The following is a 24,804-nucleotide window of genomic DNA, read 5'->3' on the forward strand; positions in this document are numbered from 1 at the left end:
AATGCGGCTAAAAAGGGGGAAAAGCATGGACAAAGCATGGTGGAAAGAGGCAGTTGTGTATCAAGTGTATCCAAGGAGTTTTATGGATAGTGATGGTGATGGGATAGGGGATATAAACGGGATATTGATGAAACTCGATTATTTACAAGAACTGGGTGTGAACGTGATATGGCTATCCCCAGTTTATCAATCCCCCAATGATGACAATGGGTACGATATCAGTGATTATAAATCAATCATGACTGAATTCGGGACAATGGCTGACTTCGATAGGTTGTTGAAGGCAGTTCATGAACGTGGAATGAAGATCATGATGGACCTGGTGGTCAACCATTCTTCAGACGAACATCCGTGGTTCGAGGAATCGCGATCCTCAAAAGATAATCCGAAACGTGATTATTATATTTGGAAACCTGGCAGGAATGGGAAAGAGCCAAATAATTGGGAGTCCATTTTTAAAGGTTCGGCATGGGAATATGATGAAGGAACCGATGAATATTATTTACATTTATTCAGCAGGAAACAACCGGATTTAAACTGGGAGAACCCTAAGCTCCGTGAAGAAATCTACAGTATCATGACATGGTGGCTGGATAAGGGTGTCGATGGCTTCCGGATGGATGTCATCAACTTCCTTTCAAAAGATCAAAGCTATTCGGATGGAGCCGTTCGCCATGAGAAGCAGTTTGGTGACGGAAGCCCATTTTTCCTGAATGGCCCGCGCATACATGAGTTTTTACAGGAAATCAATCAACGGGCGCTTTCTGGGTATGACGTGATTACGGTTGGGGAGATGCCAGGCGTCACACCGGAGGACGCACAATTGTTCACAGGTAAAGATCGTGGTGAGCTACATATGGTCTTTCAATTCGAACATATGGATTTGGGGAGAGGGCCTGAAGGAAAGTGGAGTAATGATAAGTGGAAGCTTACCGATTTAAAGCGAATTCTTTCCAAGTGGCAGACTGGTTTGGAGGGGGAAGGCTGGAACAGTTTATACTGGAACAACCATGATCAGCCCCGGGTTGTCTCAAGGTTTGGTAATGATGGAAAGTATCGTATTGAAAGCGCTAAGATGCTTGCTGCTTGTCTTCATATGCTTCAGGGTACACCTTATATATATCAAGGGGAAGAGCTGGGCATGACCAATGTTGCATTTGAAAGCATCGATGAATACCGGGATATCGAAACATTGAATTCATATGACGAACTAGTCAATTCTCATGGCTGGTCAAAAGAGAGGATGATGTCAGCCATTCACGCCCGCAGCCGAGATAATGCGAGAACACCGATTCAGTGGAATGACTCCCGGAACGCAGGATTCACGCAAGGGACTCCTTGGATTAAGGTTAATCCCAATTTCCCCGAGATTAATGCAGAAAAGGCCTACAATGATCACAATTCCATTTTTCATTTTTATAAAAAGCTTATCCAATTACGCAAGGAACATGATATCGTCGTTTATGGCCGTTTTGAACTGCTGTTCCCTGATGATGAACGAATATTTGCCTACACGAGATCGTTGGAAGAAGAAAAGCTGTTGGTGCTATGCAACTTTAAAGAAGAGCAGGCCTCCTATACTTTGCCTGAAGAGCTGCATGCATATTCTGCCACAAAGCTGATCGGCAATTATGATCAGGAGGAAGAAGGAATCTCCAGCAAACCCCTGCAACCATATGAATGCCGTGTTTATCAATTGAAATGAAAAAAGGACCTGTTCTTCTTCGATTAGGAAGAACAGGTCCTTTGCGTATTATTTTGATTTAAGGTCACATTCCTCTAGGGGAATGATTTTCGTTTTGTGCTTAATTTTATAGCCGAACCATAAGACGAAAAATAGAATCAAGCCAATGTAGGAAACGAACATTGAATTCCAGTCGATCCCATCGCTGCTGAAAGCTTGATAGCCTTGTCCGATAATAATGATAATACAAAGGACAAGTGCGAATATAGGCCCGAATGGGAAGCCTTGTGCCCGGAATGGTAAAGCATTCATATCAAGGCCTTGAGCTGCGTAGGCTTTGCGGAACCGATAATGGGCAATCGCAATCCCTACCCAGGTGACGAATCCCGCCATGCCTGAAGCGTTCAATAACCAGATATAAACGACGCCATCACCGAAAAACGAAGCTAAGAATGCAACGCAGCCAACTAAAGAAGTCACGATAAGGGCATTCACGGGTACTCCTCTTTTATCTAACTTGCCTAGGAATTTCGGTGCTTTACCATCACGTGCCAAGTCCCATAGCATACGGGTTGAAGCGTACATGCCAGAGTTACCGGCTGAGAGTACGGATGATAAAATGATCGCGTTCATGATGGATGCAGCAAATGCAAGGCCGGCCCTTTCAAATACAAGCGTAAATGGACTTACGGCAACATCTTCACTCAATAAACGTGAATCGGTAAACGGAATGATCATGCCAATTACAAAAATGGCTAAGATATAGAATAAGATGATACGCCAGAAAACGGATCTGATCGCTTTTGGGATATTTTTTTCTGGATCCTCACTTTCACCTGCAGTCACTCCAAGCAATTCCGTACCTTGGAATGAAAAGCCGGCAGCCATGAATACGCCTAGAATCGTGAAGAATCCTCCGTTAAAGGGACCTTCGCCCATTGTGAAATTGGAAAAACCGATTGGGTCTTTGCCACCCATGATTCCGAGAATGATCAGAACACCCGTGATCAAGAATATGACGACTGTCACGACCTTGATCATGGCAAACCAGAATTCTGTTTCCCCGAAACCTTTAACTGACATGTAATTGATAAGAAACATAATGATTAACGCAATGGCACTCCAGATAATTGAAGGGCTATCCGGGAACCAGAACTTCATAATTAAGACAACGGCTGCCAATTCGGCAGCAATGGTGATTGCCCAGTTATACCAGTAGTTCCAACCAATCGCAAAACCGAAAGACGGATCGACGAATTTGGATGCATAGACACGGAACGAACCGGCCACTGGCATGAACGCTGCCATTTCTGCAAGACTTGTCATTAAGTAATAAACCATGATGCCGATGATTGCGTATGCCACCAAGGCACCGCCAGGTCCGGCTGAATGAATGGCCCCGCCACTAGCTAAAAATAAACCTGTTCCAATCGTTCCACCTAATGAAATCATCATTAAATGACGCGCTTTCAGGCTCCTTTTCAGTTCAGTAGGGCTTGATGGTGATTGAGAATTTGACAATTGATGTTACACTCCTTTTTATTGGAAGGGAACGAAAAATAAAAAAACAGCAGTCGAAAAAGATCGACGGCTGTTTATAATAAACCCGTTTATCCTTCCGAAGATAGCTCCCCACGCTTTTTTGAAAAAACGTGACAGTGGTGTTCCTGTTCGGTTACACCGCCAGCAAGAATATACATGGAATATACCCTAACTTCGGCAACTTATCCTTTCAAACGGAGTCTTTAATTTTCCAGAATCTCGTCCGTTTTACTTTTATAAGCTGCAGCCTCTAACTCATCGGTAAATGAGGAAGTATTCAATTTTCTAAAATCGTTTGCGTCAGTTTAATAGGTGACGCCGGACGATTGTACTCATGAAATTCATGCAATCGTTAATAGATTGCTAGTAATTGAGTAAACTTTACTATATCAAAATTATAAAATAACTTCTGGGATATCGCAATGATTATTTTATGTGGTTATTTTTTCCTAGTTGAATGATGGCAGTAAGGAAGAATTCAAGTGACGATATACTAAAATAAAGCATCCTGATAACTAAACGGTTTTCCTTTTTATTAGGGCGTAGTCCAGTTTTACATGTTTGACCTCTCCAGGATTCTCAAATAGGTCCACTGCCATTTTCCCAATCCATTCCAGCGGTAAGGAAATGGTCGTGATGTCGAGCATTTCGCCAAGGCTATCATTATTGAAGCCGAGAATGGCCACATCTTCCGGTACCCTTATACCCGATTTCTTAGCGGTAAGAATGAACCCTGCCGCCGTGTCATCATTCGTGATGATGATGGCTTCAGGTTTATCCATCATCGAATTCCATTCCTGAAACAATTGTTCACCGTCTTTGATGTGATAACTGCCTTCAAACAGCCATTCTTTATTGTTTATCAGTTGATGTTTACTCATGATATCGTTAAAGGCTTTTGTGCGGTGGGAACTATTTCTGCTTTTTTTACGGCCGAGGCTGTATCCGATTTTCTTATATCCTTTAGCGATCACGTACTCAAGGGCACAGGAGAAAGCTGCATAATGATCAATGCTGATGGATGAGAATTCAGCCTGAGCTGTATCTTCACATAAAATAATCGGTCCGTATTTTTGATATTCCAAGAGGATTTTCATTTCTGAAATCCTTGAACAAACGATAATGCCATCGAGCTGCTTCATTTGCAGCATATTAAAAGCCTGGATTTCTTTCTCTCTATCATAATTTGTTTGAAAGATGACGATATGACAGCCGATTGCATTTGCCTGTTTAGTGATTCCGTTAACGATTGCCCCGTAATATGGGTGATTGTTGAAGGGGATGATGATGCCGATAAGATTGGTCTTGCCTTTTGAAAGATGAATGGCGTTGATGTTTCTCGTATAATTCAAACGATTGATCGCTTCTAAGACGCTCTTTCTTTTATCGGGGCTTACATATGGATGATCATTCAATACACGAGACACTGTTGAGACAGATACACCAGCACATTGAGCTATTTCTTTAATATTTGTCATGGTATCACCGTTTTTTCTTTTTTTTTATTGTACAGTATGAAACCCATTTCAGGGCAAGGGAACAGTGTGGGACTGCTGAAGATTTCTTCAAATAAGGTCTTGTTCTGGTATTGGTTTCATCCTTTAAGATTTGTTTAAGTCTTAGAGGAGGAGGAAATCATGATGTTCCAAACTTTAATCACCCTGGTTGTGCTTTGCGGAATCGAATTGGGATTTGCGTACTTGGCAATTTCATTGAAACAGGAAAAATGAGTGGCAATGCCAGTCAAGAATTCCGCGGTATTACGCGAGGAAACCACGTTTACTCGTGAATTTTGGCAGTTTACTCGTGAAATTCACACATTTACTCGTGAATTTCATGTCGTCCAGAAATAGCTCCCCTATATTATATTCACCATTAAAACTCCACAATATAAATATAACTTCTCGTTACGTTTCATGTACGGAATGACTGGCTGTCAGGGAGCTCCCTAGTGAGATTCCTGACAGTTTTTATTGTGTGTAAAAGTCATTCGCCTTTTTGAAATGTTTAAAAAATAGTTGCACTTTTTTTGTATATTTGTGTATAGTATAAAATAAGTTGTGTAGAGGAAACTTTTTAGCATTTACGACAATGTAAAAAAATTTACACTTAATTTTGCGTTCGGCAAACATTTTTAGGGAAATGAAAAAGAGGAGGGAATATGGATGGGTTTTCTAAAATCTATTGGGGGTGTGCTTGCTGCATTGCTGATTTTAACGGGGTGCGGTAATGATACAGCCGATAGGGATAAAGGCAATGGCAAGCTAAATGTCGTTACAACAACGGGAATGATTGGGGATTTGGTTGAGAATATCGGCGGTAAACATGTCGAGGTCACCAGTTTAATGGGACCGGGAGTCGACCCCCATCTATATAAAGCGACACAGGGTGATGTGGAGACACTGGATTCGGCTGATATGATTTTTTATAATGGTGTGCATCTTGAAGGGAAAATGACGGATATATTCGAAATGATGAGCAAGGATAAACCGACGATTGCCGTAACGGAGGACTTCAAGGAGAACCAGCTTCGTAAAGTGAGTGCTACGGAGCATGATCCCCACGTATGGTTTGATGTAAAGCTTTGGATCGTAGCGGCGGACACAGTCAAGAAAGAGTTGATTGCCAATGATCCGGACCATGAAGCAGAGTTTCGTGAAAATTATGAAGAGTACGTCCTGCAATTGGAGGAACTTGATAAATATGTTCAAGATGAAATTAATAAAATTCCAGAAGATCAACGGGTGCTCGTTACAGCACATGATGCTTTTGGATACTACGGTAAGTCATATGGCCTGGACGTAAGGGGTCTCCAAGGAATCAATACATTATCGGAATATGGATCAAAAGATGTTACTGATATGCGGAATTATCTTGTGGAGAACAAAATAAAAGCGATTTTCATTGAGTCAAGCGTACCAAGGAAGGCTATCGAGGCTGTCATTCAAGGTGCAGGGAAGCAGGGCCACAAAGTTGAAATCGGCGGTGAATTATTCTCGGATGCAATGGGTGAAAAAGGGACGGAAGAAGGAACGTATATCGGGATGGTCCGTCATAATACCGACACCATCGTCCATGCTTTGAAATAAGGGGGAGAAACTATGAATCAAGCAGCTTTGAAGGTCGAGAATTTAACGATTGCATATCATAAGAAGCCGGTTGTCGAAGATGTTTCATTTGAGGTGCCGGAAGGGAATTTAATCGGTATCATAGGCCCCAATGGAGCAGGGAAGTCCACTTTGATAAAGGGAATACTGGAATTGATCCCAAAAATATCGGGGCAAATCACAATAAAGGGTTCGACTTATAAATCGATGAGGAAGAGTATTGGCTATGTACCACAGCGTGAGTCAGTGGATTGGGATTTTCCAACCAACGCACTCGATGTCGTGATGATGGGCAGATATGGTCATCTCGGATGGCTGAAGCGACCAGGGAAGTCCGAGAGGCAAAAGGGGATGGAGTGCCTGGATAAGGTGGGAATGGCTGAATACGCTAACCGCCAGATCAGCCAGCTATCAGGTGGACAGCAGCAACGGATATTCCTGGCCCGTGCATTGGCACAGGAAGCGGATATTTACTTTATGGATGAACCGTTCGTAGGGGTGGATGCGGCAACTGAGAAAGCAATCATACAATTGCTTATGGAATTGAAGGAAAAAGGCAAAACAGTTCTGGTTGTGCATCATGACCTATCCACTGTGAAGGAATATTTCGACTGGACGATGTTATTAAATAAAAAGGTGATGAAAATAGGTCCGACAGAAGAAGTGTTCATTCCCGAATACTTACAGGCAACGTATGGAGGCCGTCTAGCAATACTATCAGACACTAAGTCCGGCCTTTTATTAAAATGAGGTGTACACGATGAACATACTGGATATTATTACTGATCCAAATACAAGGTGGATATTGCTTGGCACGATGTTCCTCGGATTAAGCAGCGGGGTCATCGGCAGCTTTGCCTACCTCAGAAAGCAGTCTTTGCTTGGCGACACGCTCGCACATGCAGCGTTACCCGGTATCTGTGTCGCCTTTATGTTAACTGGAGTGAAATCCACTTCCTACTTTCTAATAGGTGCTGCCTTGGCAGGGCTAGTGGCTGTCTTCTTGATCAGTGTGCTTACGAGATACAGTAAGATCAAGCAGGATGCGGCCTTGGGAATCGTCTTATCTTCTTTCTTTGGCTTCGGAATTGTCATGCTTACGCAGATCCAGCAGAGCGAGTATGGAAACCAGAGTGGATTGGATACCTTTTTATTCGGACAGACGGCGTCAATGGTCATGTCCGATGTATATATGATGATGACGGTTTCCTTCATTCTCATTTTCACTTGTACCATATTTTTTAAAGAATTCAAATTACTGTCCTTTGACCCTGGGTTTGCTAAGGGGATGGGATTGCCGGTTGTTTTTCTGGATTATTTCATCATGATGCTGATCGTGGCAGCTGTAGTGATCGGTATCCAGGCTGTAGGCGTCGTATTGATGGCATCTTTACTGATAACTCCTGCGGTTTCCGCGAGGTATTGGACGGAGCGGCTGCATATCATGGTCATCCTGTCTGGTGTATTCGGAATGTTGAGCGGTGTGTCTGGAACGTTGATCAGTACATCGGTCAATGATTTGCCAACAGGACCGTTAATTGTCTTATCCGCGACGGTATGGTTTTTCTTTTCCATGCTTTTTGCACCTAAACGCGGAGTGCTTTCATCTGTATGGAGAAGGGTATCGACGAAAAAGAAATATTCTCTCGAACAGGATAGAAGGAAAGGGAGCCACTCATCATGAATGATTTTTGGATTATCTTAGTCGGAGCATTAGTGGCGGGTTCTTGCAGTGTATTAGGATGCTTTTTGATAGTCAGGAAAATGACGTTGATTGGGGATGCCATCAGTCATTCTGTTTTGCCGGGAATCGTATTGGCATTTTTAATAACGGGGACCCGTGATTCGGTTCCAATGCTGATCGGGGCTGCTGCGCTCGGCTTGCTTACCGTATTCTTGATCCAGCTTTTCCAATCGTCGGGCGTTCAAGCTGACGCAGCGATCGGGATTGTATTTACTTCCCTTTTTGCAACGGGAATCGTACTTGTGAGCCTGTATACGCAACAAATAGATTTTGACCTGGAACATGTCCTTTATGGCGAAATAGCCTATACTCCCTGGAACACAATGACAATCGCGGGAATCGAAGTTGGACCAAAAGCTGTTTGGATAGTCGGCAGTTGTTTCATCCTGAATCTCGTACTGATCTTCCTTTTCTTCAAACAGTTTAAACTCGTGTCTTTTGATCCGTCACTTGCGGCTGCAATGGGTATTCCTGTACTGTTCTTCCATTACTTATTGATGAGCCTCATCTCACTGACAACTGTAGCTTCTTTTGATAGTGTAGGTTCCATTTTAGTAGTTGGAATGCTCATCATACCTGCGGCAACAGCATACCTGCTGTCAGACCGTTTAAGCAGCATGATATTGGTCAGTATCGGGGTAGGGGTGCTAAGTTCCGTCATCGGCTACTATTCTGCCACCATTTTGGATGCCTCGATTTCAGGCTGCATGGTGGGGTCGGCCGCCATATTATTCGGAATGGCCTTTCTCTTTTCCCCAAACCATGGATTGGTCAGCTTATTGCTGAAACGGAGAAAATCAAAGGAATCACATGCATAGCTCTCTCTGCATACAGGCTTCATGGAAATAACTCCATGAAGCCTGTAAACTATTCTTCTATATAGTTGTGATTTTATTTGTTTAAAGTATAATGAATAAGTGTATTTATAGATATATCGCAGGAGCCTTTTTAAGGGAGAGTTAAGTATGGAAGAACAAAATAAATTTTCATCACGAATAGATTTTTCTTTGGTCACAATATTGCTGTTATTATGCGTTGGAAGTTGCTTAGCAATCTATAGTGCCCAAACGACTGGACAGTACGCTGAAAACTTCTTAATTAAACAAATTTTTTGGTATATAGTTGGAATCGGAATCGTATTAGGTTTCATCACCTTGGATTCTGATCAGTTGAAAAAAATATCTTGGTACGCCTATGGCTTCGGATTGTTTTTGCTTTTTTTGCTGATCATTATGCCGGAAAGCATCGTTCCTGTCCGGAATGGTGCGAAAAGTTGGTTCATCATTCCGGGAATCGGTTCGATTCAGCCATCGGAATTCATGAAGGTTTTCCTCATCCTGGCTTTAGCGAATGTCATCTCAAACCATCATCTCAAAAACACGCTGAAAACGATTCAAACGGATATCTGGCTGCTTATTAAAATCGGTCTAGTGACCGGTGCCCCCTTATTGTTAATCATGCAACAGCCAGATTTGGGTACCTCGCTTGTCATCATGTCAATCATGCTCGGAATGATTTTCATTTCAGGGGTAACATGGAAGATCCTGCTGCCGATCGTTTCAGGAGGAATTGTCGTCGCATCAACGGTCCTATACTTTGTCCTTTGGAAGCCGGAAATCCTGGAAAAATACCTAGGGGTAAAATCCTATCAATTCGGCCGTATCTATTCTTGGCTGGATCCATATAATTATGCCAGCTCCGAAGGATATCACTTAACCAAATCTTTACTGGCCATCGGCTCCGGCCAGACCACAGGCAAGGGAATCGGCTCGAGGGAAGTGTATTTGCCTGAGAGTCATTCGGATTTCATTTTCAGCATCATCGGTGAAGAATTCGGCTTCATCGGATCAAGTATCATTATTTCCTTGTTTTTCCTATTGATTTACCATATAACAAAAACGGGAATGGACACGAAAAATAACTTCTATACATATATCTGTGTTGGCGTTATAAGCATGTTGACGTTTCACGTTTTTCAAAATATCGGCATGACTGTAGGCCTTTTACCAATAACTGGGATTCCGCTTCCATTTGTCAGTTATGGAGGAAGCTCGCTAATGGGGAACATGATGGCCATGGGCTTAATATTCAGCATTCGGTATCACTATAAGAAGTATATGTTTTCAACGGATATCTAAATATAAAGCCGGCCCCCGATGGGCCGGCTTTATTTGTAGCAAAAAAACAAAAGGAGCAGAATCTCCCCTGAATGTTTGCTTATTGAATGTTCGTTCCAGTTGGAAATTGATTTTTATAACCGGAAAATTGTTGATACGATTGGCTTAAGCTGGTAGCTTGCGCCTTTTCTAAACTATACCAGCCTTTTTCGAACATAAGGTTATAGAGTTCACGCTGCATCTCTTGATTTTCTTTGGCAACGGAGAAAATGTCTTGGAATAAGGCTTGGTTACTCATTTCATGCAGGGCAACGGAAAGGGAGTTGCAAAAGTACTTTTCAGTTGAAAGCATATCATTTATAAAATCCCTGTCATTCATTTGCGGTGTCTTTGCCACGGGAGATTCTGGATTTTGGACTTTGTTTTCATTGGGCATCAAGAACCCTCCTTTATTGGTATTGTTGTTGACCCTGATTTTGGTCGGGGTTCAAATGTTTTAATATGGTATCGTAATGACGTTGATGCATGAGTCCGCACCGATTTAAAGCATCAATGATTTGCGGGTCCTTGCATTGTGTGGCAAAAAAATGTGCTTTTTTAATTGCATTCAGATTCCATGCAAGCATATCGGTTAAGTATAAGCTATCTTTCACCGTAACCATTTCCGGCGGCTGTTTCATAAAGCCGGTGGACTGCTGTTGGCTGTTAAACGAATTTTGCTGTTCCATCATTGCTACCTCCTTAAGTGTTCTTTAAACGAGCTTAATTTTCCCTTCTGGATTTTTTTTATTCTTGATTCTAAATATCTGAAAAGTGCATTAAATGGTAAAATAATCTTGTGCATCTATTTTCCAAAATGATTTGGAGGGGAATGCAGTGGAAAGAATATTGAAAAATCTATTCCTTTTTTTATCAAAGAACAAGGGCATGACAAAGGCAGCGAAAAAATACGGGCTGCGGTTTGGGGCATCTCGTTTCGTGGCAGGAGAATCCTTGGATATGGCATGTGAAGTGATTGCAGATCTTAACCGGAAAGGGCTTGCCGTCACTATTGATTATTTAGGTGAATTCATTGAAGATGAACAAGAAGCAGGGAAGATGGCAGATGAGTGCATTGAAGCAATCCGCATGATTGGCAGAAATGAACTGGATTCACAGTTATCCCTGAAGCTGACCTCGATGGGCTTGGATGTGTCCGAACGAGTCGTAATGAATAACATGCGGAGGGTCTTGGATGAAGCTAAAGCCCATCAGGTTTTCGTGACGCTTGATATGGAAGATTTTCCGCGCTGTCAGCCGACTTTGGATGTATTCAAAAACCTGAAGTCTGAATATAATGAATTGGGGACTGTCATCCAAGCTTATCTGTATCGGACTGAGAAGGATATTGAGGAGCTGGATGCATACCATCCGAATCTAAGGCTTGTTAAAGGGGCTTATAAAGAACCAAGGGAAGTGGCTTTTCCCGAGAAAAAAGATGTGGATGAGAATTTCAAGAAAATCATCAAGAAGCATATGCAAAATGGCAATTACACAGCCGTTGCCACACATGATGACAAGATCATTGATTATACGAGGGACTTGGTCAAAGATCAGGGAATTCCCCGTGATCGATTTGAATTCCAAATGTTATATGGCATCCGCAATGAAAAGCAGCTCGAACTTGCTAAAGAAGGATATAAGGTAAGGGTGTATGTTCCTTATGGTACGGATTGGTATGGATACTTCATGCGCCGCCTTGCAGAGAGACCGGCCAATATTGCTTTCGTTTTAAAAGGCCTATTCAAGAAATAGGAAGCGAGAGCCGCCCCGGAAAAGGGACGGCTGCTCAAATTAAGAAAGATTATCTTTTGAACTGATTGTTCTGGCTGTTCACTTTATTGATTCCGTGTTGACGTTCAGCGCCAGGGCCGGCATTGCCTTTAACGCTTGCTGCGCTTACGGCTGCTTTAGAAGGATTATCTTTACGCTTCATTATATTAGTCACCTCCACCCCGGTTATTTTTTACTGAACGGAGGAGAAATAACCGAAGGAACTCGGAGAAAAAAATATTTTTTTCCTGTTTAATCATTGCGGAATTTCCAAATATATTCTATATTAGTAATAAGAAAAAATATTCAAAATTTTTTTGAATTAAAAATGAATGAGCATTCATTCAATAAATTGTGTAAGGGGGATATGAACTTGGTTCGACAAATACGAAAGGCTGCTGTTCTAGGGTCAGGAGTTATGGGATCAGGGATTGCTGCACACCTTGCTAACATCGGCATTCCGACTTTATTATTGGATATTGTACCTCGTGAACTAACTGAGGATGAAAAGAAAAAGGGACTGACATTAGATAATAAACAAGTGCGTAACCGCATCAGCCAAACAGCGATTACGAAACTTTTAAAACAGAAACCAGCTCCGCTTTCGGCTAAGGGAAACATTGCGTTGATCGAGGCAGGAAACCTGGAAGATGATATAAGTCGTTTAAAGGATGTCGATTGGATCATCGAAGTGGTCGTTGAGAAGCTTGAGGTTAAGCAAAGTGTGTTCGCCCAGGTTGATCAGCATCGTAAACCAGGAAGCATCGTTTCATCGAATACCTCCGGAATATCAATTGAAGCAATGGCAGAAGGCCGTTCGGAGGACTTTCAAAAGCACTTCCTGGGAACCCACTTCTTCAATCCGCCGCGTTATCTTAAGTTGTTGGAGCTTATTCCAACTAAAGCAACTTCACCAGAAGTGCTCGAATACATGAAACGATTCGGCGAAGATGTACTGGGAAAAGGTGTCGTCGAAGCCAAGGATACCCCTAACTTTATCGCAAACCGAATCGGAACTTATGGTTTATTGGTCACTCTGCGGGAAATGCAAAAAGGCGGATACAGTGTTGGTGAGGTCGATTCGGTTACAGGTCCGTTGATTGGAAGGGCAACTAGTGCGACTTTCCGGACACTTGATGTAGTTGGATTGGATACCTTTGCACATGTTGCCAGAAACGTATATGAACAGGTGGATGGAGAAGAAAAAGAAGTTTTCAAAATACCTGATTTCATGAATGAAATGCTTAAGAATGGGTGGCTTGGAAGCAAGTCAGGCCAAGGATTTTTCTTGAAAAAAGGAAAGGAAATCCTTGAACTGAATCCCGATACCCTTGAATATGGTGCACGAAAAAGATTAAAAACGCCTTCCATTGAAATGGCTAAACAGGCCAAGGGCTTTGAAAATAAAATGAAAGCGCTTGTTTATAGCGAAGACCGTACCGGCCAATTACTTTGGAATGTCCTGAATCCGGCGCTTGTGTATTCTGCCCAGCTGCTTGGGGACATCGCGGATGACATCGTGGCGATCGATCAAGCGATGAAATGGGGCTTCGGATGGTCAACAGGACCATTTGAAACATGGGATGCGATAGGGGTAGAAAAATCGGTAGCCCGAATGGAGGCGGAAGGCATCACCGTTCCGCAATGGGTGAAGGATATGCTCGCTAAAGGCATCACTTCCTTCTATAAAGAAGAAAATGGCATAGTTCACTATTATGATAATGGTGAATATAAGGAACTTGTTGCAAATCCTAAAGTGATGAATCTTAAAGCGATAAAGAAACAAAAAGGCGTAATCAAGAAAAACAGTGGTGCAAGCCTGATGGATATCGGCGATGGAGTGGCTCTTCTTGAATTCACTTCACCGAATAATGCAATCGGTCTGGATATCATACAAATGATCAATGCGGCGGTCGACGAAGCGGAAGCGAATTTTAAAGGCTTGGTCATCGGAAACCAAGGAAAGAACTTCTGTGTAGGCGCTAATATTGCAATGATGCTGATGGAAGCACAGGATGACAACATTTTTGAACTCGATATGGTCATCAGCCAATTCCAAAAGGCGATGCTTAAAATCAAGTATAGTGCTGTTCCTGTAGTGGTTGCACCGTTTAATATGACACTTGGCGGGGGAGCTGAAGTATCCCTTCCGGCAGCGCGCATCCAGGCAACGACAGAAACGTATATGGGACTAGTGGAAGCTGGTGTAGGTTTGATTCCAGGCGGCGGCGGGACTAAAGAACTTTATGTGAAGACGTTGAGGAATATGCCGAAGGGCGTCGACTTCGACTTACAGAAAGTGGCCAACCAAGTATTTGAAACGGTCGCCATGGCAAAAGTTTCTACCTCCGCCGAGGAAGCGAGAGGGAACAATTTCCTTAATTCAGCGGATGGAATAAGCGTAAATGCGGATCATCAGCTATATGATGCGAAACAGGCGGTAATTTCCATGCATGAACAAGGCTATATCGCTCCGGCCCGCACAAAAATCCCTGTCGTAGGTGAAACGGGATATGCCGCACTTCTATTAGGGGCGGAATCCATGCGCCTTTCAGGTTTCTTATCAGAACATGACCTTGTCATAGCCAAAGAGCTTGCATATGTGCTGGCGGGGGGAAAACTCCCATTTGGCACGGAAGTAGATGAACAATACATCCTGAACCTAGAAAAACAGGCATTCCTGAAACTGGTTTCGACTCCGAAATCCCAAGCAAGGATGCAGCATATGCTTGTTAAAGGCAAACCACTCCGTAATTGATGAATGGACGAAGAAATGGCCAAAACGAAGATTAATAGATCAATAGCTTAAAAATGAGTAAGGGGGATCCTCATGAAAGAAGCGGTAATAGTAGCTGGAGCAAGGACTCCGGTTGGAAGAGCGAAAAAAGGTTCTCTTGCCAGTGTACGTCCTGATGATTTAGGGGCTCTTGTCGTAAAGGAAACGTTAAAGCGTGCAGGAAATTATGAAGGCACCATCGATGACCTGATTATCGGTTGTGCAATGCCTGAAGCGGAGCAAGGATTGAACATGGCTCGTAACATTGGTGCATTGGCAGGATTACCTTATACAGTACCGGCCATAACGATTAATCGTTACTGTTCAAGCGGGCTGCAAAGCATCGCATATGGAGCGGAAAGGATCATGCTCGGCCAAAGTGATACTGTCATTGCAGGCGGAGCGGAATCCATGAGCCTTTTGCCAATGATGGGCCATGTAACACGTCCGAACGCGAGACTTGCGGAAACGGCACCGGAATATTATATGGGTATGGGCCACACTGCTGAAGCCGTTGCAAAAAAATACGGCATTTCCCGTGACGATCAAGATGCATTTTCTGTTCGTAGTCATCAAAAGGCGGCGAAGGCCATTGCAGAAGGAAAGTTTTCGGATGAGATCGTGCCGGTTGACGTAACCCTTCGTTCAGTGGGACCAGATCTTAAGTTAAAGGAAAAAACATTTACATTTACACAGGATGAGGGCGTTCGTCCAGGCACCACTGCTGAAGTGCTAAAAAAACTAAGACCTGCATTCTCTGTTACAGGCTCCGTAACAGCAGGGAATTCCTCACAAACGAGTGATGGTGCAGCCGCGGTCATGGTCATGGATGGGGAAAAGGCCTCTTCATTAGGGATGAAACCGATGGGTAAGTTCCGTTCCTTTGCTGTAGCGGGAGTACCGCCTGAAATCATGGGTATCGGACCGATTGCAGCCATTCCTAAAGCTTTGAAGCTAGCGGGTCTTGAGTTATCGGATATTGGTTTATTTGAATTGAATGAAGCCTTTGCTTCCCAATCCATTCAAATCATTCGTGAGCTCGGTTTGAATGAAGAGATTGTCAATGTAAATGGCGGAGCCATCGCCTTAGGCCATCCACTAGGATGTTCGGGGGCAAAACTGACATTAAGCCTGCTACATGAAATGAAGCGCAGAAACCAACAGTTCGGAGTCGTGACAATGTGTATCGGCGGCGGAATGGGTGCTGCTGGAGTATTTGAATTATTGGCTTAATCCCCCCCCGGAAGCTGTCATGCTTCCGGCGGATTTACTATCTTAAATACTTAGGAGGAAATAACATGTCCAATCAAACTACAGATAACCTCATTAAAGGCGGAGCCTTTTTAGTAGAAGATATTACGTATGATCAAGTGTTTACACCGGAAGATTATTCTGATGAGCATAAAATGATCGCCAAAACTACCGAGGATTTCGTAGAGAATGAAATTCTGCCGCAGGTTGAACATTTAGAAAACCATGAATTTGACCGTTCCGTTAAATTACTGAAGCATGCAGGTGAAATCGGTTTACTTGGTGCTGACGTTCCTGAGGAATACAGCGGATTGGGTCTTGATAAAATCAGTTCGGCATTGATTACAGAAAAAATGGCACTTTCAGGCGGCTTTGGAATTACGCATGGTGCACATGTAGGTATCGGATCTTTGCCGATCGTATTATTCGGGAATGAAGAACAAAAGAAAAAATACCTCCCTTTACTGGCAACGGGTGAGAAGATTGCAGCGTATGCCTTAACGGAACCAAGCTCAGGTTCAGATGCCTTGGGAGCAAAAACGACAGCGAAATTGAATGCCGAAGGAACACACTATATTTTAAATGGTGAAAAACAATGGATTACAAATGCAGGTTTTGCAGATGTCTTCTGTGTATACGCCAAAATCGACGGCGAACAATTCTCCGCTTTCATAGTTGAGCGTGATTATGATGGCGTATCAACTGGTGCTGAAGAGAAGAAAATGGGAATCAAAAGCTCATCTACACGTACATTAATCCTTGAAGATGTACATGTGCCAGTCGAAAACCTTTTGGGTGTAGCCGGAAAAGGACATGTCATCGCTTTCAATATCCTGAATATCGGCCGTTATAAATTAGGTGTCGGTGCTGTCGGCGGATCTAAACGTGCCCTTGAGATTACAGCAGCTTATACGAATCAACGTCAACAGTTCAAAACGAAAATTTCCGATTTTAACTTGACGAAAGAAAAACTTGCAACAATGGCATCCAAAATTTATGCAGCAGAAAGCTCTGTATACCGTACCGTTGGCCTTTATGAACAAAGACAAAGCAAATTGACGGATGAGCAAGTGAAAGATGGGAAATCAATGGCTGCTGCAATCGCTGAATATGCCATTGAGTGTTCATTGAATAAATTCTTCGCTTCCGAAGTGTTGGATTATGTTACGGACGAAGGCGTACAGCTTCATGGTGGCTATGGTTTCATGCAGGAGTATGAAATTGAAAAAGCATATCGTGATTCCCGGATTAACCGGATCTTTGAAGGTACAAATGAAATCAATCGATTGCTTGTCCCTGGAACTTTCCTGAAGAAAGCACTTAAAGGGGAATTGCCGCTTCTTCAAAAGGCTCAAAGCCTGCAAGAGGAATTAATGATGATGATGCCGGAAGAACCTGGTGATGAGCCATTGGCACAAGAAAAAATGCTTGTTAGAAATGCTAAGAAAATCGGGATTCTGGCAGCTGGCCTTGCTGCACAGAAATACGGCAAAACTCTTGATCAAGAACAAGAAATCCTCTCCAACATTGCTGATATCGCATCCCTTGCCTATGCAGCGGAATCCGTGGTATTGCGTACGGAAAAAGCAATAGCAGCTACAGGTCTGGAGAAGAACAAACAAAAAGTGCTTTACACAGAAATCTTCGTTCAGGAAGCTTTCAATGAAATAGAACAGCACGCAAAGGAAACGTTAATCGCAGTGGAAACAGGCGATACTCTTCGCATCATGCTTGCGTCGCTCCGTAAGCTGACAAGGCATAATCCGATCAATGTCATTGCGAAAAAACGTGAAGCTTCCGTCAAGGTAATCGAAGCTGAAAAATATGCTCTTTAAGAAATGAATCAAAATCAGTAAAGGGAATGCCCGAGAAGGCATTCCCTTATTTCCTTTGATGAAATCGCATTGGAAATTCAAAAGACAATTCGTTGTATTGCGTGATGAAAACGGGTATTCTATTGATAGGTGGTGAAATGATGGGCTTAACATTATATTGGTACCCAAAATGCGGCACATGCCGTAACGCGAAGAAGTGGCTTGATAATCATGAACTGCAGTATGAAGCAATCCATATAGCGGAAAATCCGCCTTCGCGAACAGAAATAGAACAACTATATAAAATCAGCAATTTGGAGTTGAAGAAGTTTTTCAATACTAGCGGTCAAAAATATCGGGAGCTTGGCTTAAAGGATAAGCTGAAAGAAGCTTCTGAAGCAGAGATGCTTGATATATTGTCCACAGATGGCATGCTTCTGAAAAGGCCGATTGTTACGGATGGCACCAAAGTGACGGTAGGTTTCAAAGAGGAGCAATTCGAACAGGTTTGGAACTGAAAATTTCTCGAAATATTTGGTTAATTCCTTACTTAAACAAACAATCTACCTTATAATGGAATAGATAAAATAAGATGTACATATGGAGGGTTAATAATGACAACAACACCAAAAGAACTTCGTTACACAAAAGAACATGAATGGGTCAAAACGGAAGATGGAACAGTGCGCATTGGAATTACAGCTTTCGCACAGTCCGAGCTTGGGGACATCGTATTCGTTGAGCTTCCGGAAATCGGCGATGAATTGAAAGCGAACGAACCATTTGGAAGTGTTGAATCCGTTAAGACCGTTTCTGAGCTTTATGCACCTATCAGTGGCAAGGTTATTGAAGTAAACGAAGATTTAAGTGACAACCCTGAATATGTAAATGAGTCTCCTTATGAAAAGGCATGGATGGTCGTGCTTGAACCATCTAATAGCAGTGATATTGAAAGCTTGATGAGCGCTGAAGAGTATGAGAGTTTAATCAACGGTTAAAAAAAAGGGAGGGGGGACTGAAAAGGCCTGCTCTCTTTTTCATTTGGTACCGTGGCAGTTGCGCACATAATTCGTGAGATGGAGTGATGACATGGAGTGGGGCGAATTCGATAAAGTGATCATTGTAGAAGGCAGTTCCGATAGAAGAAAAGTTGCCTCCGTTTTAAATGAAGATGTGGAAATAAGATGTACGAATGGGACCATATCATTAACTAAGCTGGATGAATTAGTGGATGAATTGATGGACCGTGATGTTTATCTCCTTTTTGACGCAGATGAATCAGGAGAAAAGCTGCGGAAGCAGTTCCGAAGGGAAATGCCTGAGGCGAACCACCTGTATATTAATAAAATGTACAAAGAAGTGGAAAGCTCACCCGAACATCATATCGCAACTGTGCTTCTATCTGCCAATATGAATGTGAAAATGAAATTTTTAAGTCAAAGGGTGAACGACTAATTGATGCAGGAATGGAAAGAAGAAGAGTGTAAGCTTGCTGTTGAAAATGGGGAAACCTTTTGCTTATATTTATATACCCCTTTATGCGGCACTTGTCAGGTTGCCTCCAAGATGCTGACGATATCCTTGGAGCTATTCCCGGAATTGAAGGCAGGCAAAATGAATATGAATTATGTCCAAGCAATTGCCGAATCATATGAAATCGAAAGTGTTCCATGTTTATTGTTTTTCAAAGAAGGACGGCTGCACAAAAAAATATATGCCTTTCAATCCGTTCCTTATTTGTACGGATTGCTTAAGGAAATCAGCTAAGAAACCAATCGGAACCGTGGTTGGTTTCTTTGTTGCGGACATATGAATGTTAGATGAAATTAAACAAAGAATATTCTAACAATTCATTGACTGATTTAAACTAAAATGCTATATTTTGAATTAAGTAACGGCAGAATTTAATAGTTCTTATCAAGAGTGGCGGAGGGACTGGCCCGACGAAGCCCGGCAACCGGTATAAATTTTTATATACGGTGCTAATTCCAGCAGAGTGTTGGCTCTGGTAGATGAGGTGTATTCTTGAAACCTCTTCTTATTGAAGTGGTTTTTTTGTTTATAAAAGGCCAGACATCATATAATTCCAACTAAATCCATAGAAAAAGGTGAAATCATATGTCAGGGAAAAAATTGCGTTTCGAAACATTGAGTGTTCATGGCGGTCTGCAAGCTGATGAAACAGGTGCACGTGCAGTTCCTATCTACCAAAGCAATGCATACTTGTTCAAGGACACCGACCATGCAGCGAATTTATTTGGCCTAAAGGAGAATGGCTATATATATTCACGACTCCATAATCCCACGATCAGCGTTTTTGAGGAAAGAATGGCCTTATTGGAAGGCGGAATCGGCGGATTGGCAACAGCAAGCGGAATGGCTGCCATCTCACTTTCAATCCTGAATATTGCCGCTGCAGGGGATGAGATTGTTTCAGCATCTACATTATATGGCGGTACGTATAACCTTTTTGAAAATACTCTTCCTAAATACGGGATTAAAGTGAAGTTCGTTTCTCCAGATGACCCTGAAAATTTCAAAAGGGCGATTACGCCAAGAACTAAAGCCATTTTTGCTGAAACCATCGGAAATCCAAGTTTGAGGGTGCTTGATATTGAAGCGGTAGCGAAAATCGCCCATGATGCCGGAATACCTTTAATCATTGATAATACCTTTGCGACACCGTATCTATGCAGACCAATTGATTTTGGAGCGGATATTGTCATCCATTCCGCTACAAAATGGCTTCTGGGAAATGGAACTACGCTTGGCGGTGTCATCGTGGATGGAGGGAAATTCGATTGGAACTCGCCAAATTACCCTGGCTTCACAGAGCCTGACCCAAGTTACGACAATCTGGTATACGCCGAGGCAGTTGGACCTGCCGCATTCATAACGAAAGCCCGAGTCCAGTTACTCCGTGATTTAGGACCTGCGCTAAGTGCCCAAAGTGCATTCCAGTTTACGCTTGGACTTGAAACGCTGCATGTAAGGATGAAAGAGCATCTATCAAACACCAAGTCTGTCATTAAATATTTAAAAAACCATCCTGCGGTGACTTGGGTTTCACATCCTGGTGATGAGGATCATCCCGATAAAGCCCTTGCGGAAAAATATTTGCCAAAGGGAGCTGGATCTGTTGTGACTTTTGGGATACAAGGTAATCGAGAAGCTGGGGCAAAACTTATCAATTCGGTGGAATTATGGTCCCATGTAGCGAATGTTGGGGATGCGAAGAGCTTGATCATCCACCCAGCCAGTACGACCCATCAACAATTGAATGAGGCAGGTCTTGCGAAAGCGGGTGTGAGTGCCGACCAAGTCCGTTTATCGATTGGGATTGAAAATGTAGAGGATTTAATAGAAGATTTGGAGCAGGCAATTGAAAAAGCGACGAATATCGTCTCCTTGACATCCAAAACGGTTTAAGTAAAGTTTCTATATGCTTGTACTAGAAATATTATACATTGCGCTCCTTTTTTATCTATGATAAAATTTCTCCATACTAAAGAACTTAATGATGTACAAATATTCTATATATTAGCTCTTATCAAGAGAGGTGGAGGGATGTGCCCGATGAAACCCGGCAACCGACAAGGAGATTTCCTTGGAAAGGTGCCAATTCACACAAAGTTTAATCACTTTGGAAGATGAGAGGAAGGCCTGTTTCTTCACCTGCCTTTCTGCTCATGCAGAAAGGTTTTTTCTGTTTTAATTGGGTAAACTTTTACATGATATGAGAAACAGACTAATAATGTAGAGAAATCAACTAAGTTCATAGGTTTTATTGGATAAAAGAGGTGAGGGTTAATGATTACATTGACGAAAGTCAGTAAGCTGTTCCGAACAGGAAAAGGAAACAGTGAGACAATCAAGGCTGTAAATAATGTGAATGTTGAAATAAATAAAGGCGAGATTTTCGGTATCATCGGTTACAGTGGAGCGGGGAAAAGTACTTTGATCAGAATGCTCAATGGATTGGAAACACCAACAGAGGGATCCGTTGTAGTTGCTGAGAAGGAAATTTCAAAAATTAAAGGGGCTCAGCTCCGCAAGGCCCGTCAAGAAATCAGCATGATTTTCCAACATTTCAATTTATTATGGTCGAGGACCGTTCAGGAGAATATATCTTTCCCATTGGAAATTGCAGGAGTTTCTAAACCTGAACGAACCAAGCGTGTGAACGAATTGATCAAGTTAGTCGGATTGGAAGGCAGGGAAAAGGCCTATCCATCACAATTAAGCGGAGGGCAAAAGCAAAGGGTGGGAATAGCCAGGGCTCTGGCAAATGACCCTAAAGTGCTGCTGTGTGATGAAGCGACTTCTGCCTTGGATCCGCAGACTACCGACTCCATACTCGAATTGCTTGTTGACATCAATCAGCGTTTGGGGTTGACGATCGTCCTGATAACACATGAAATGCATGTGATCCGCAAAATCTGCCATCGCGTCGCCGTGATGGAAAGTGGGCAAGTTGTTGAACAGGGACCTGTCCTGGATGTTTTCAAGAACCCTAAAGAACAAATGACAAAGCGTTTCGTGCAACAGGTAACGGAACCGGAAGAAACGAAAGAAACGATGGACCATTTGCTCGAACGCTATCCTGCAGGCAAAGTGATTCAATTGACCTTTGTAGGCGATCATGCCGAAAGCCCGTTGATCACCAAGCTTGTACGTAACTTCGAGTTGGATGTCAATATCGTTCAAGGTAAGATATCCCAAACAAGAAGCGGTTCATATGGAACATTGTTTATCCATCTTGATGGCACTGAGGATGAAATGCTCCGCGCAATCGAATTCATTAAAGCACAGCAGGTAGGCGTGGAGGTGATTACTCATGCTTGAAGAATTATTGCCGAATGTTGATTGGGAAGACATTATTGAAGCTACGAGGGAAACGCTTTACATGACAAGCGTCTCTGTAGTGGCAACCTTTTTTATAGGCATAATATTAGGATTGATCCTGTTCCTGACAGGGAAGGGTAATATGTGGGAAAACCGGGCAGTCAACGGGATCATGAGTGCTGTCGTCAATATTTTCCGTTCCATTCCATTTCTTATTTTGATCGTGCTGCTCATTCCTTTCACTAAAGCGCTAGTCGGTTCCATGATCGGAGAGAACGCTGCACTGCCGGCACTTATTATCGGTGCGGCACCATTTTATGCGCGTATGGTAGAAATCGGCCTTCGTGAAATCGATAAAGGTGTAATTGAAGCCGCTAAATCGATGGGAGCAAAAACGAGCACAATCATTTGGAAGGTCCTTCTTCCAGAGTCAATGCCTGCCCTTATTTCCGGGATTACGGTAACATCGATTGCATTGGTTGGATATACCGCAATGGCCGGGGTCATCGGCGCAGGCGGGCTTGGTAATCTAGCCTATTTGGACGGATATCAAAGAAATCAAAATGACGTTACACTAGTGGCGACCATCGTTATTCTAATTATCGTCTTCATAATTCAAATTATTGGAGATGTGATTACATCTAAATTGGACAAAAGATAAAGGGAGATGAATAGGATGAAAAAGTTTTTAGGATTTGCATTAATTTTAGTGTTGTCTATCGCTTTGGCTGCTTGTGGAAGTGAAAAGGATAAAAGCGGCAGTGATACGGAGAAAGAATCGAAGAAAATAGTTGTAGGGGCATCCAATGTTCCTCATGCTGAAATCCTTGAGAAAGCTAAGCCGCTTCTTAAAGAAAAAGGAATCGAATTGGAAATCGAAACTTTCCAGGACTATGTTTTACCGAATAAGGCGTTGAATGATAAGGAATTGGATGCTAACTATTTCCAACATATTCCATATTTAGAGGGGCAAATTAAAGAAAATGGATATGACTTCGTTAATGCTGGCGGAATCCATATCGAGCCGATTGCTCTATATTCACAAAAATATAAAAGCATTGATAAACTTCCGGAAGGCGCAACAATTATTATGAGCAGCTCTGTTGCTGATCATGGGCGCGCTTTATCCCTTTTGGAAAAGAATGGCCTGATCACTTTGAAAGAAGGCGTCGATAAAACGACGGCTACAACTAAAGACATCGTTGAAAATAAGAAAAACCTTAAATTCGATGCTGATTATGAAGCGGCCCTGCTTCCTAAAATTTATGAGAGTGGCGAAGGCGATGCAGTCTTGATCAACTCCAACTATGCAATTGATGCCGGTTTGAATCCGCTTGAAGATTCGATTGCGATTGAAGATTCGGAATCACCATATGTGAATGTCATTGCCGTAAACAAAGGTGACGAAAATAAAGAAGCAATAAAAGCGCTTGTAGAAGTATTGCATTCTAAAGAAATTCAAGATTTCATTCTTGAAGAATACAAAGGTGCAGTTGTACCGGCGGATAAATAATTCAAGAATGGCAACCTGATTTAACTCAGGCCGCAGTTTAAAAACAAAAAGGTTTCGGAATGATCTCATTCCGAAACCTTTTTGTTTTTATATTGGATTTGAACCGATAATTGCCCTCTTTATTTGTTGTTGAGTGCCGATGGGCAGAGATAACAACCAAAACGCTCATATTACACATAGCCATGGTTGCGGAATCTGCGTCAACAGATTCAGGTTTTCCAGCTTTCTTAATCACTTGTTCAATCAGAGGCTCTTAATACGAGTATTTCCGGTTATTACTATCGTCCCAACACAAATCCGTTACGGTCTTCTGACGCATAAATGAATAAGCGAGCTGGTTTGTCCATTCAGCTTTCACATAGTGCGTCGCTCATAATTTTTTTCCGTGCTTAGAGAAGTGAGGCACTTTGCCTATCTGATTGTTTAGTCTTAGTGGAATGGAACGGAAGGTACGAGACTCCTGCGGGAAAAGCGAGTCAAGGGAGACCCCGCAGGCGCAAAAGCACCGAGGAGGCTTCCGGACCGCCCGCGGAAAGCTAGTGCCTGAAGTGGAAAGTAACGTTCAAATTTTGAAACCTAAAAACCTAAAAAACTGTACA

General features: G+C 42.6%; 23 protein-coding genes and 3 riboswitches. Of the genes, 18 read left to right on the forward strand and 5 right to left on the reverse strand.

Annotated features, from left to right (window positions below):
- Positions 1-25 precede the first annotated feature (25 nt).
- Complete coding sequence (locus ACQKMF_RS13310; RefSeq protein ID WP_427573618.1) at positions 26-1,705, forward strand: glycoside hydrolase family 13 protein; 1,680 nt, start codon at positions 26-28, stop codon at positions 1,703-1,705.
- Between the two features lie 48 nt (positions 1,706-1,753).
- Here the strand turns inward: ACQKMF_RS13310 and ACQKMF_RS13315 are convergent, their stop codons facing one another.
- Entirely contained in the window at positions 1,754-3,205 is a 1,452-nt protein-coding gene (locus ACQKMF_RS13315; RefSeq protein ID WP_427573620.1) for an amino acid permease, read from the reverse strand.
- Positions 3,206-3,301: 96 nt separating this feature from the next.
- Positions 3,302-3,487, reverse strand: a riboswitch (Lysine riboswitch).
- A gap of 254 nt (positions 3,488-3,741) precedes the next feature.
- A complete protein-coding gene (locus ACQKMF_RS13320; protein ID WP_101223671.1) occupies positions 3,742-4,704 on the reverse strand; it encodes a LacI family DNA-binding transcriptional regulator in 963 nt (320 codons plus the stop codon).
- 687 nt (positions 4,705-5,391) lie between these two features.
- Between ACQKMF_RS13320 and ACQKMF_RS13325 the strand changes: the two genes are divergently transcribed.
- The 5 genes from ACQKMF_RS13325 to ACQKMF_RS13345 all read left to right on the forward strand — a co-directional run bounded on the left by ACQKMF_RS13325 (position 5,392) and on the right by ACQKMF_RS13345 (position 10,215).
- On the forward strand, positions 5,392-6,315 hold the full coding sequence (locus tag ACQKMF_RS13325; RefSeq protein ID WP_427573622.1) for a metal ABC transporter solute-binding protein, Zn/Mn family: 924 nt from the start codon (positions 5,392-5,394) through the stop codon (positions 6,313-6,315).
- A gap of 12 nt (positions 6,316-6,327) precedes the next feature.
- Positions 6,328-7,083 (forward strand): metal ABC transporter ATP-binding protein, encoded by a 756-nt coding sequence (locus ACQKMF_RS13330; RefSeq protein ID WP_063234010.1) that lies wholly within the window; start codon positions 6,328-6,330, stop codon positions 7,081-7,083.
- A gap of 10 nt (positions 7,084-7,093) precedes the next feature.
- Positions 7,094-8,017, forward strand: coding sequence for a metal ABC transporter permease (locus ACQKMF_RS13335; RefSeq protein WP_427573625.1), 924 nt, complete (start codon positions 7,094-7,096; stop codon positions 8,015-8,017).
- Positions 8,014-8,895 (forward strand): metal ABC transporter permease, encoded by an 882-nt coding sequence (locus tag ACQKMF_RS13340; protein ID WP_402943669.1) that lies wholly within the window; start codon positions 8,014-8,016, stop codon positions 8,893-8,895. Before ACQKMF_RS13335 ends, ACQKMF_RS13340 begins: the two co-directional genes overlap by 4 nt.
- A 147-nt stretch (positions 8,896-9,042) precedes the next feature.
- Positions 9,043-10,215, forward strand: coding sequence for an FtsW/RodA/SpoVE family cell cycle protein (locus tag ACQKMF_RS13345; protein ID WP_048688186.1), 1,173 nt, complete (start codon positions 9,043-9,045; stop codon positions 10,213-10,215).
- Between the two features lie 79 nt (positions 10,216-10,294).
- Here ACQKMF_RS13345 and ACQKMF_RS13350 read toward each other — a convergent pair whose 3' ends face one another.
- Positions 10,295-10,630 carry a spore coat protein gene (locus ACQKMF_RS13350; protein WP_101223665.1) on the reverse strand — a complete coding sequence of 112 codons (336 nt, stop codon included), beginning with the start codon at positions 10,628-10,630 and terminating at the stop codon, positions 10,295-10,297.
- Positions 10,631-10,643: 13 nt separating this feature from the next.
- Entirely contained in the window at positions 10,644-10,922 is a 279-nt protein-coding gene (locus tag ACQKMF_RS13355) for a hypothetical protein (RefSeq protein ID WP_101223664.1), read from the reverse strand.
- Between the two features lie 199 nt (positions 10,923-11,121).
- Between ACQKMF_RS13355 and ACQKMF_RS13360 the strand changes: the two genes are divergently transcribed.
- Positions 11,122-11,988, forward strand: a complete 867-nt coding sequence (locus ACQKMF_RS13360; protein WP_427573764.1) for a proline dehydrogenase family protein — start codon at positions 11,122-11,124, stop codon at positions 11,986-11,988.
- 49 nt (positions 11,989-12,037) lie between these two features.
- Here ACQKMF_RS13360 and ACQKMF_RS13365 read toward each other — a convergent pair whose 3' ends face one another.
- On the reverse strand, positions 12,038-12,172 hold the full coding sequence (locus ACQKMF_RS13365; RefSeq protein WP_072273724.1) for a YuzL family protein: 135 nt from the start codon (positions 12,170-12,172) through the stop codon (positions 12,038-12,040).
- A gap of 201 nt (positions 12,173-12,373) precedes the next feature.
- Between ACQKMF_RS13365 and ACQKMF_RS13370 the strand changes: the two genes are divergently transcribed.
- From ACQKMF_RS13370 to ACQKMF_RS13420, 11 genes are all read left to right on the forward strand, one after another.
- Positions 12,374-14,764: a 3-hydroxyacyl-CoA dehydrogenase NAD-binding domain-containing protein gene (locus tag ACQKMF_RS13370; protein WP_427573628.1), complete on the forward strand. Its 2,391-nt coding sequence runs from the start codon at positions 12,374-12,376 to the stop codon at positions 14,762-14,764.
- A 72-nt stretch (positions 14,765-14,836) separates the two neighbouring features.
- On the forward strand, positions 14,837-16,015 hold the full coding sequence (locus tag ACQKMF_RS13375; RefSeq protein ID WP_101223661.1) for an acetyl-CoA C-acetyltransferase: 1,179 nt from the start codon (positions 14,837-14,839) through the stop codon (positions 16,013-16,015).
- A gap of 65 nt (positions 16,016-16,080) precedes the next feature.
- A complete protein-coding gene (locus tag ACQKMF_RS13380; RefSeq protein ID WP_101223660.1) occupies positions 16,081-17,868 on the forward strand; it encodes an acyl-CoA dehydrogenase family protein in 1,788 nt (595 codons plus the stop codon).
- A 140-nt stretch (positions 17,869-18,008) separates the two neighbouring features.
- On the forward strand, positions 18,009-18,365 hold the full coding sequence (locus tag ACQKMF_RS13385; protein ID WP_063234020.1) for an arsenate reductase family protein: 357 nt from the start codon (positions 18,009-18,011) through the stop codon (positions 18,363-18,365).
- A 96-nt stretch (positions 18,366-18,461) separates the two neighbouring features.
- A complete protein-coding gene (gcvH, locus tag ACQKMF_RS13390; RefSeq protein ID WP_402943681.1) occupies positions 18,462-18,845 on the forward strand; it encodes a glycine cleavage system protein GcvH in 384 nt (127 codons plus the stop codon).
- A gap of 91 nt (positions 18,846-18,936) precedes the next feature.
- Positions 18,937-19,302 carry a toprim domain-containing protein gene (locus tag ACQKMF_RS13395; protein WP_048688210.1) on the forward strand — a complete coding sequence of 122 codons (366 nt, stop codon included), beginning with the start codon at positions 18,937-18,939 and terminating at the stop codon, positions 19,300-19,302.
- A gap of 3 nt (positions 19,303-19,305) precedes the next feature.
- Positions 19,306-19,614 (forward strand): thioredoxin family protein, encoded by a 309-nt coding sequence (locus ACQKMF_RS13400; RefSeq protein ID WP_101223994.1) that lies wholly within the window; start codon positions 19,306-19,308, stop codon positions 19,612-19,614.
- Between the two features lie 144 nt (positions 19,615-19,758).
- Positions 19,759-19,866: riboswitch (SAM riboswitch) on the forward strand.
- A gap of 99 nt (positions 19,867-19,965) precedes the next feature.
- Positions 19,966-21,276 carry an O-acetylhomoserine aminocarboxypropyltransferase/cysteine synthase family protein gene (locus tag ACQKMF_RS13405; RefSeq protein ID WP_202190602.1) on the forward strand — a complete coding sequence of 437 codons (1,311 nt, stop codon included), beginning with the start codon at positions 19,966-19,968 and terminating at the stop codon, positions 21,274-21,276.
- Between the two features lie 115 nt (positions 21,277-21,391).
- A riboswitch (SAM riboswitch) is annotated at positions 21,392-21,504 on the forward strand.
- A 153-nt stretch (positions 21,505-21,657) separates the two neighbouring features.
- Positions 21,658-22,692: a methionine ABC transporter ATP-binding protein gene (locus ACQKMF_RS13410; RefSeq protein ID WP_101223657.1), complete on the forward strand. Its 1,035-nt coding sequence runs from the start codon at positions 21,658-21,660 to the stop codon at positions 22,690-22,692.
- Positions 22,685-23,353 (forward strand): methionine ABC transporter permease, encoded by a 669-nt coding sequence (locus tag ACQKMF_RS13415; protein ID WP_101223656.1) that lies wholly within the window; start codon positions 22,685-22,687, stop codon positions 23,351-23,353. The genes ACQKMF_RS13410 and ACQKMF_RS13415 overlap by 8 nt, the downstream gene beginning before the upstream one ends.
- Before the next feature lie 15 nt (positions 23,354-23,368).
- Positions 23,369-24,205 carry a MetQ/NlpA family ABC transporter substrate-binding protein gene (locus ACQKMF_RS13420; RefSeq protein WP_101223655.1) on the forward strand — a complete coding sequence of 279 codons (837 nt, stop codon included), beginning with the start codon at positions 23,369-23,371 and terminating at the stop codon, positions 24,203-24,205.
- Positions 24,206-24,804: the final 599 nt, after the last annotated feature.

Origin of the sequence: Peribacillus sp. NPDC101480 (assembly GCF_050277335.1) — a bacterium.
In the GTDB taxonomy this organism is placed as follows: Bacteria; Bacillota; Bacilli; order Bacillales; family DSM-1321; genus Peribacillus.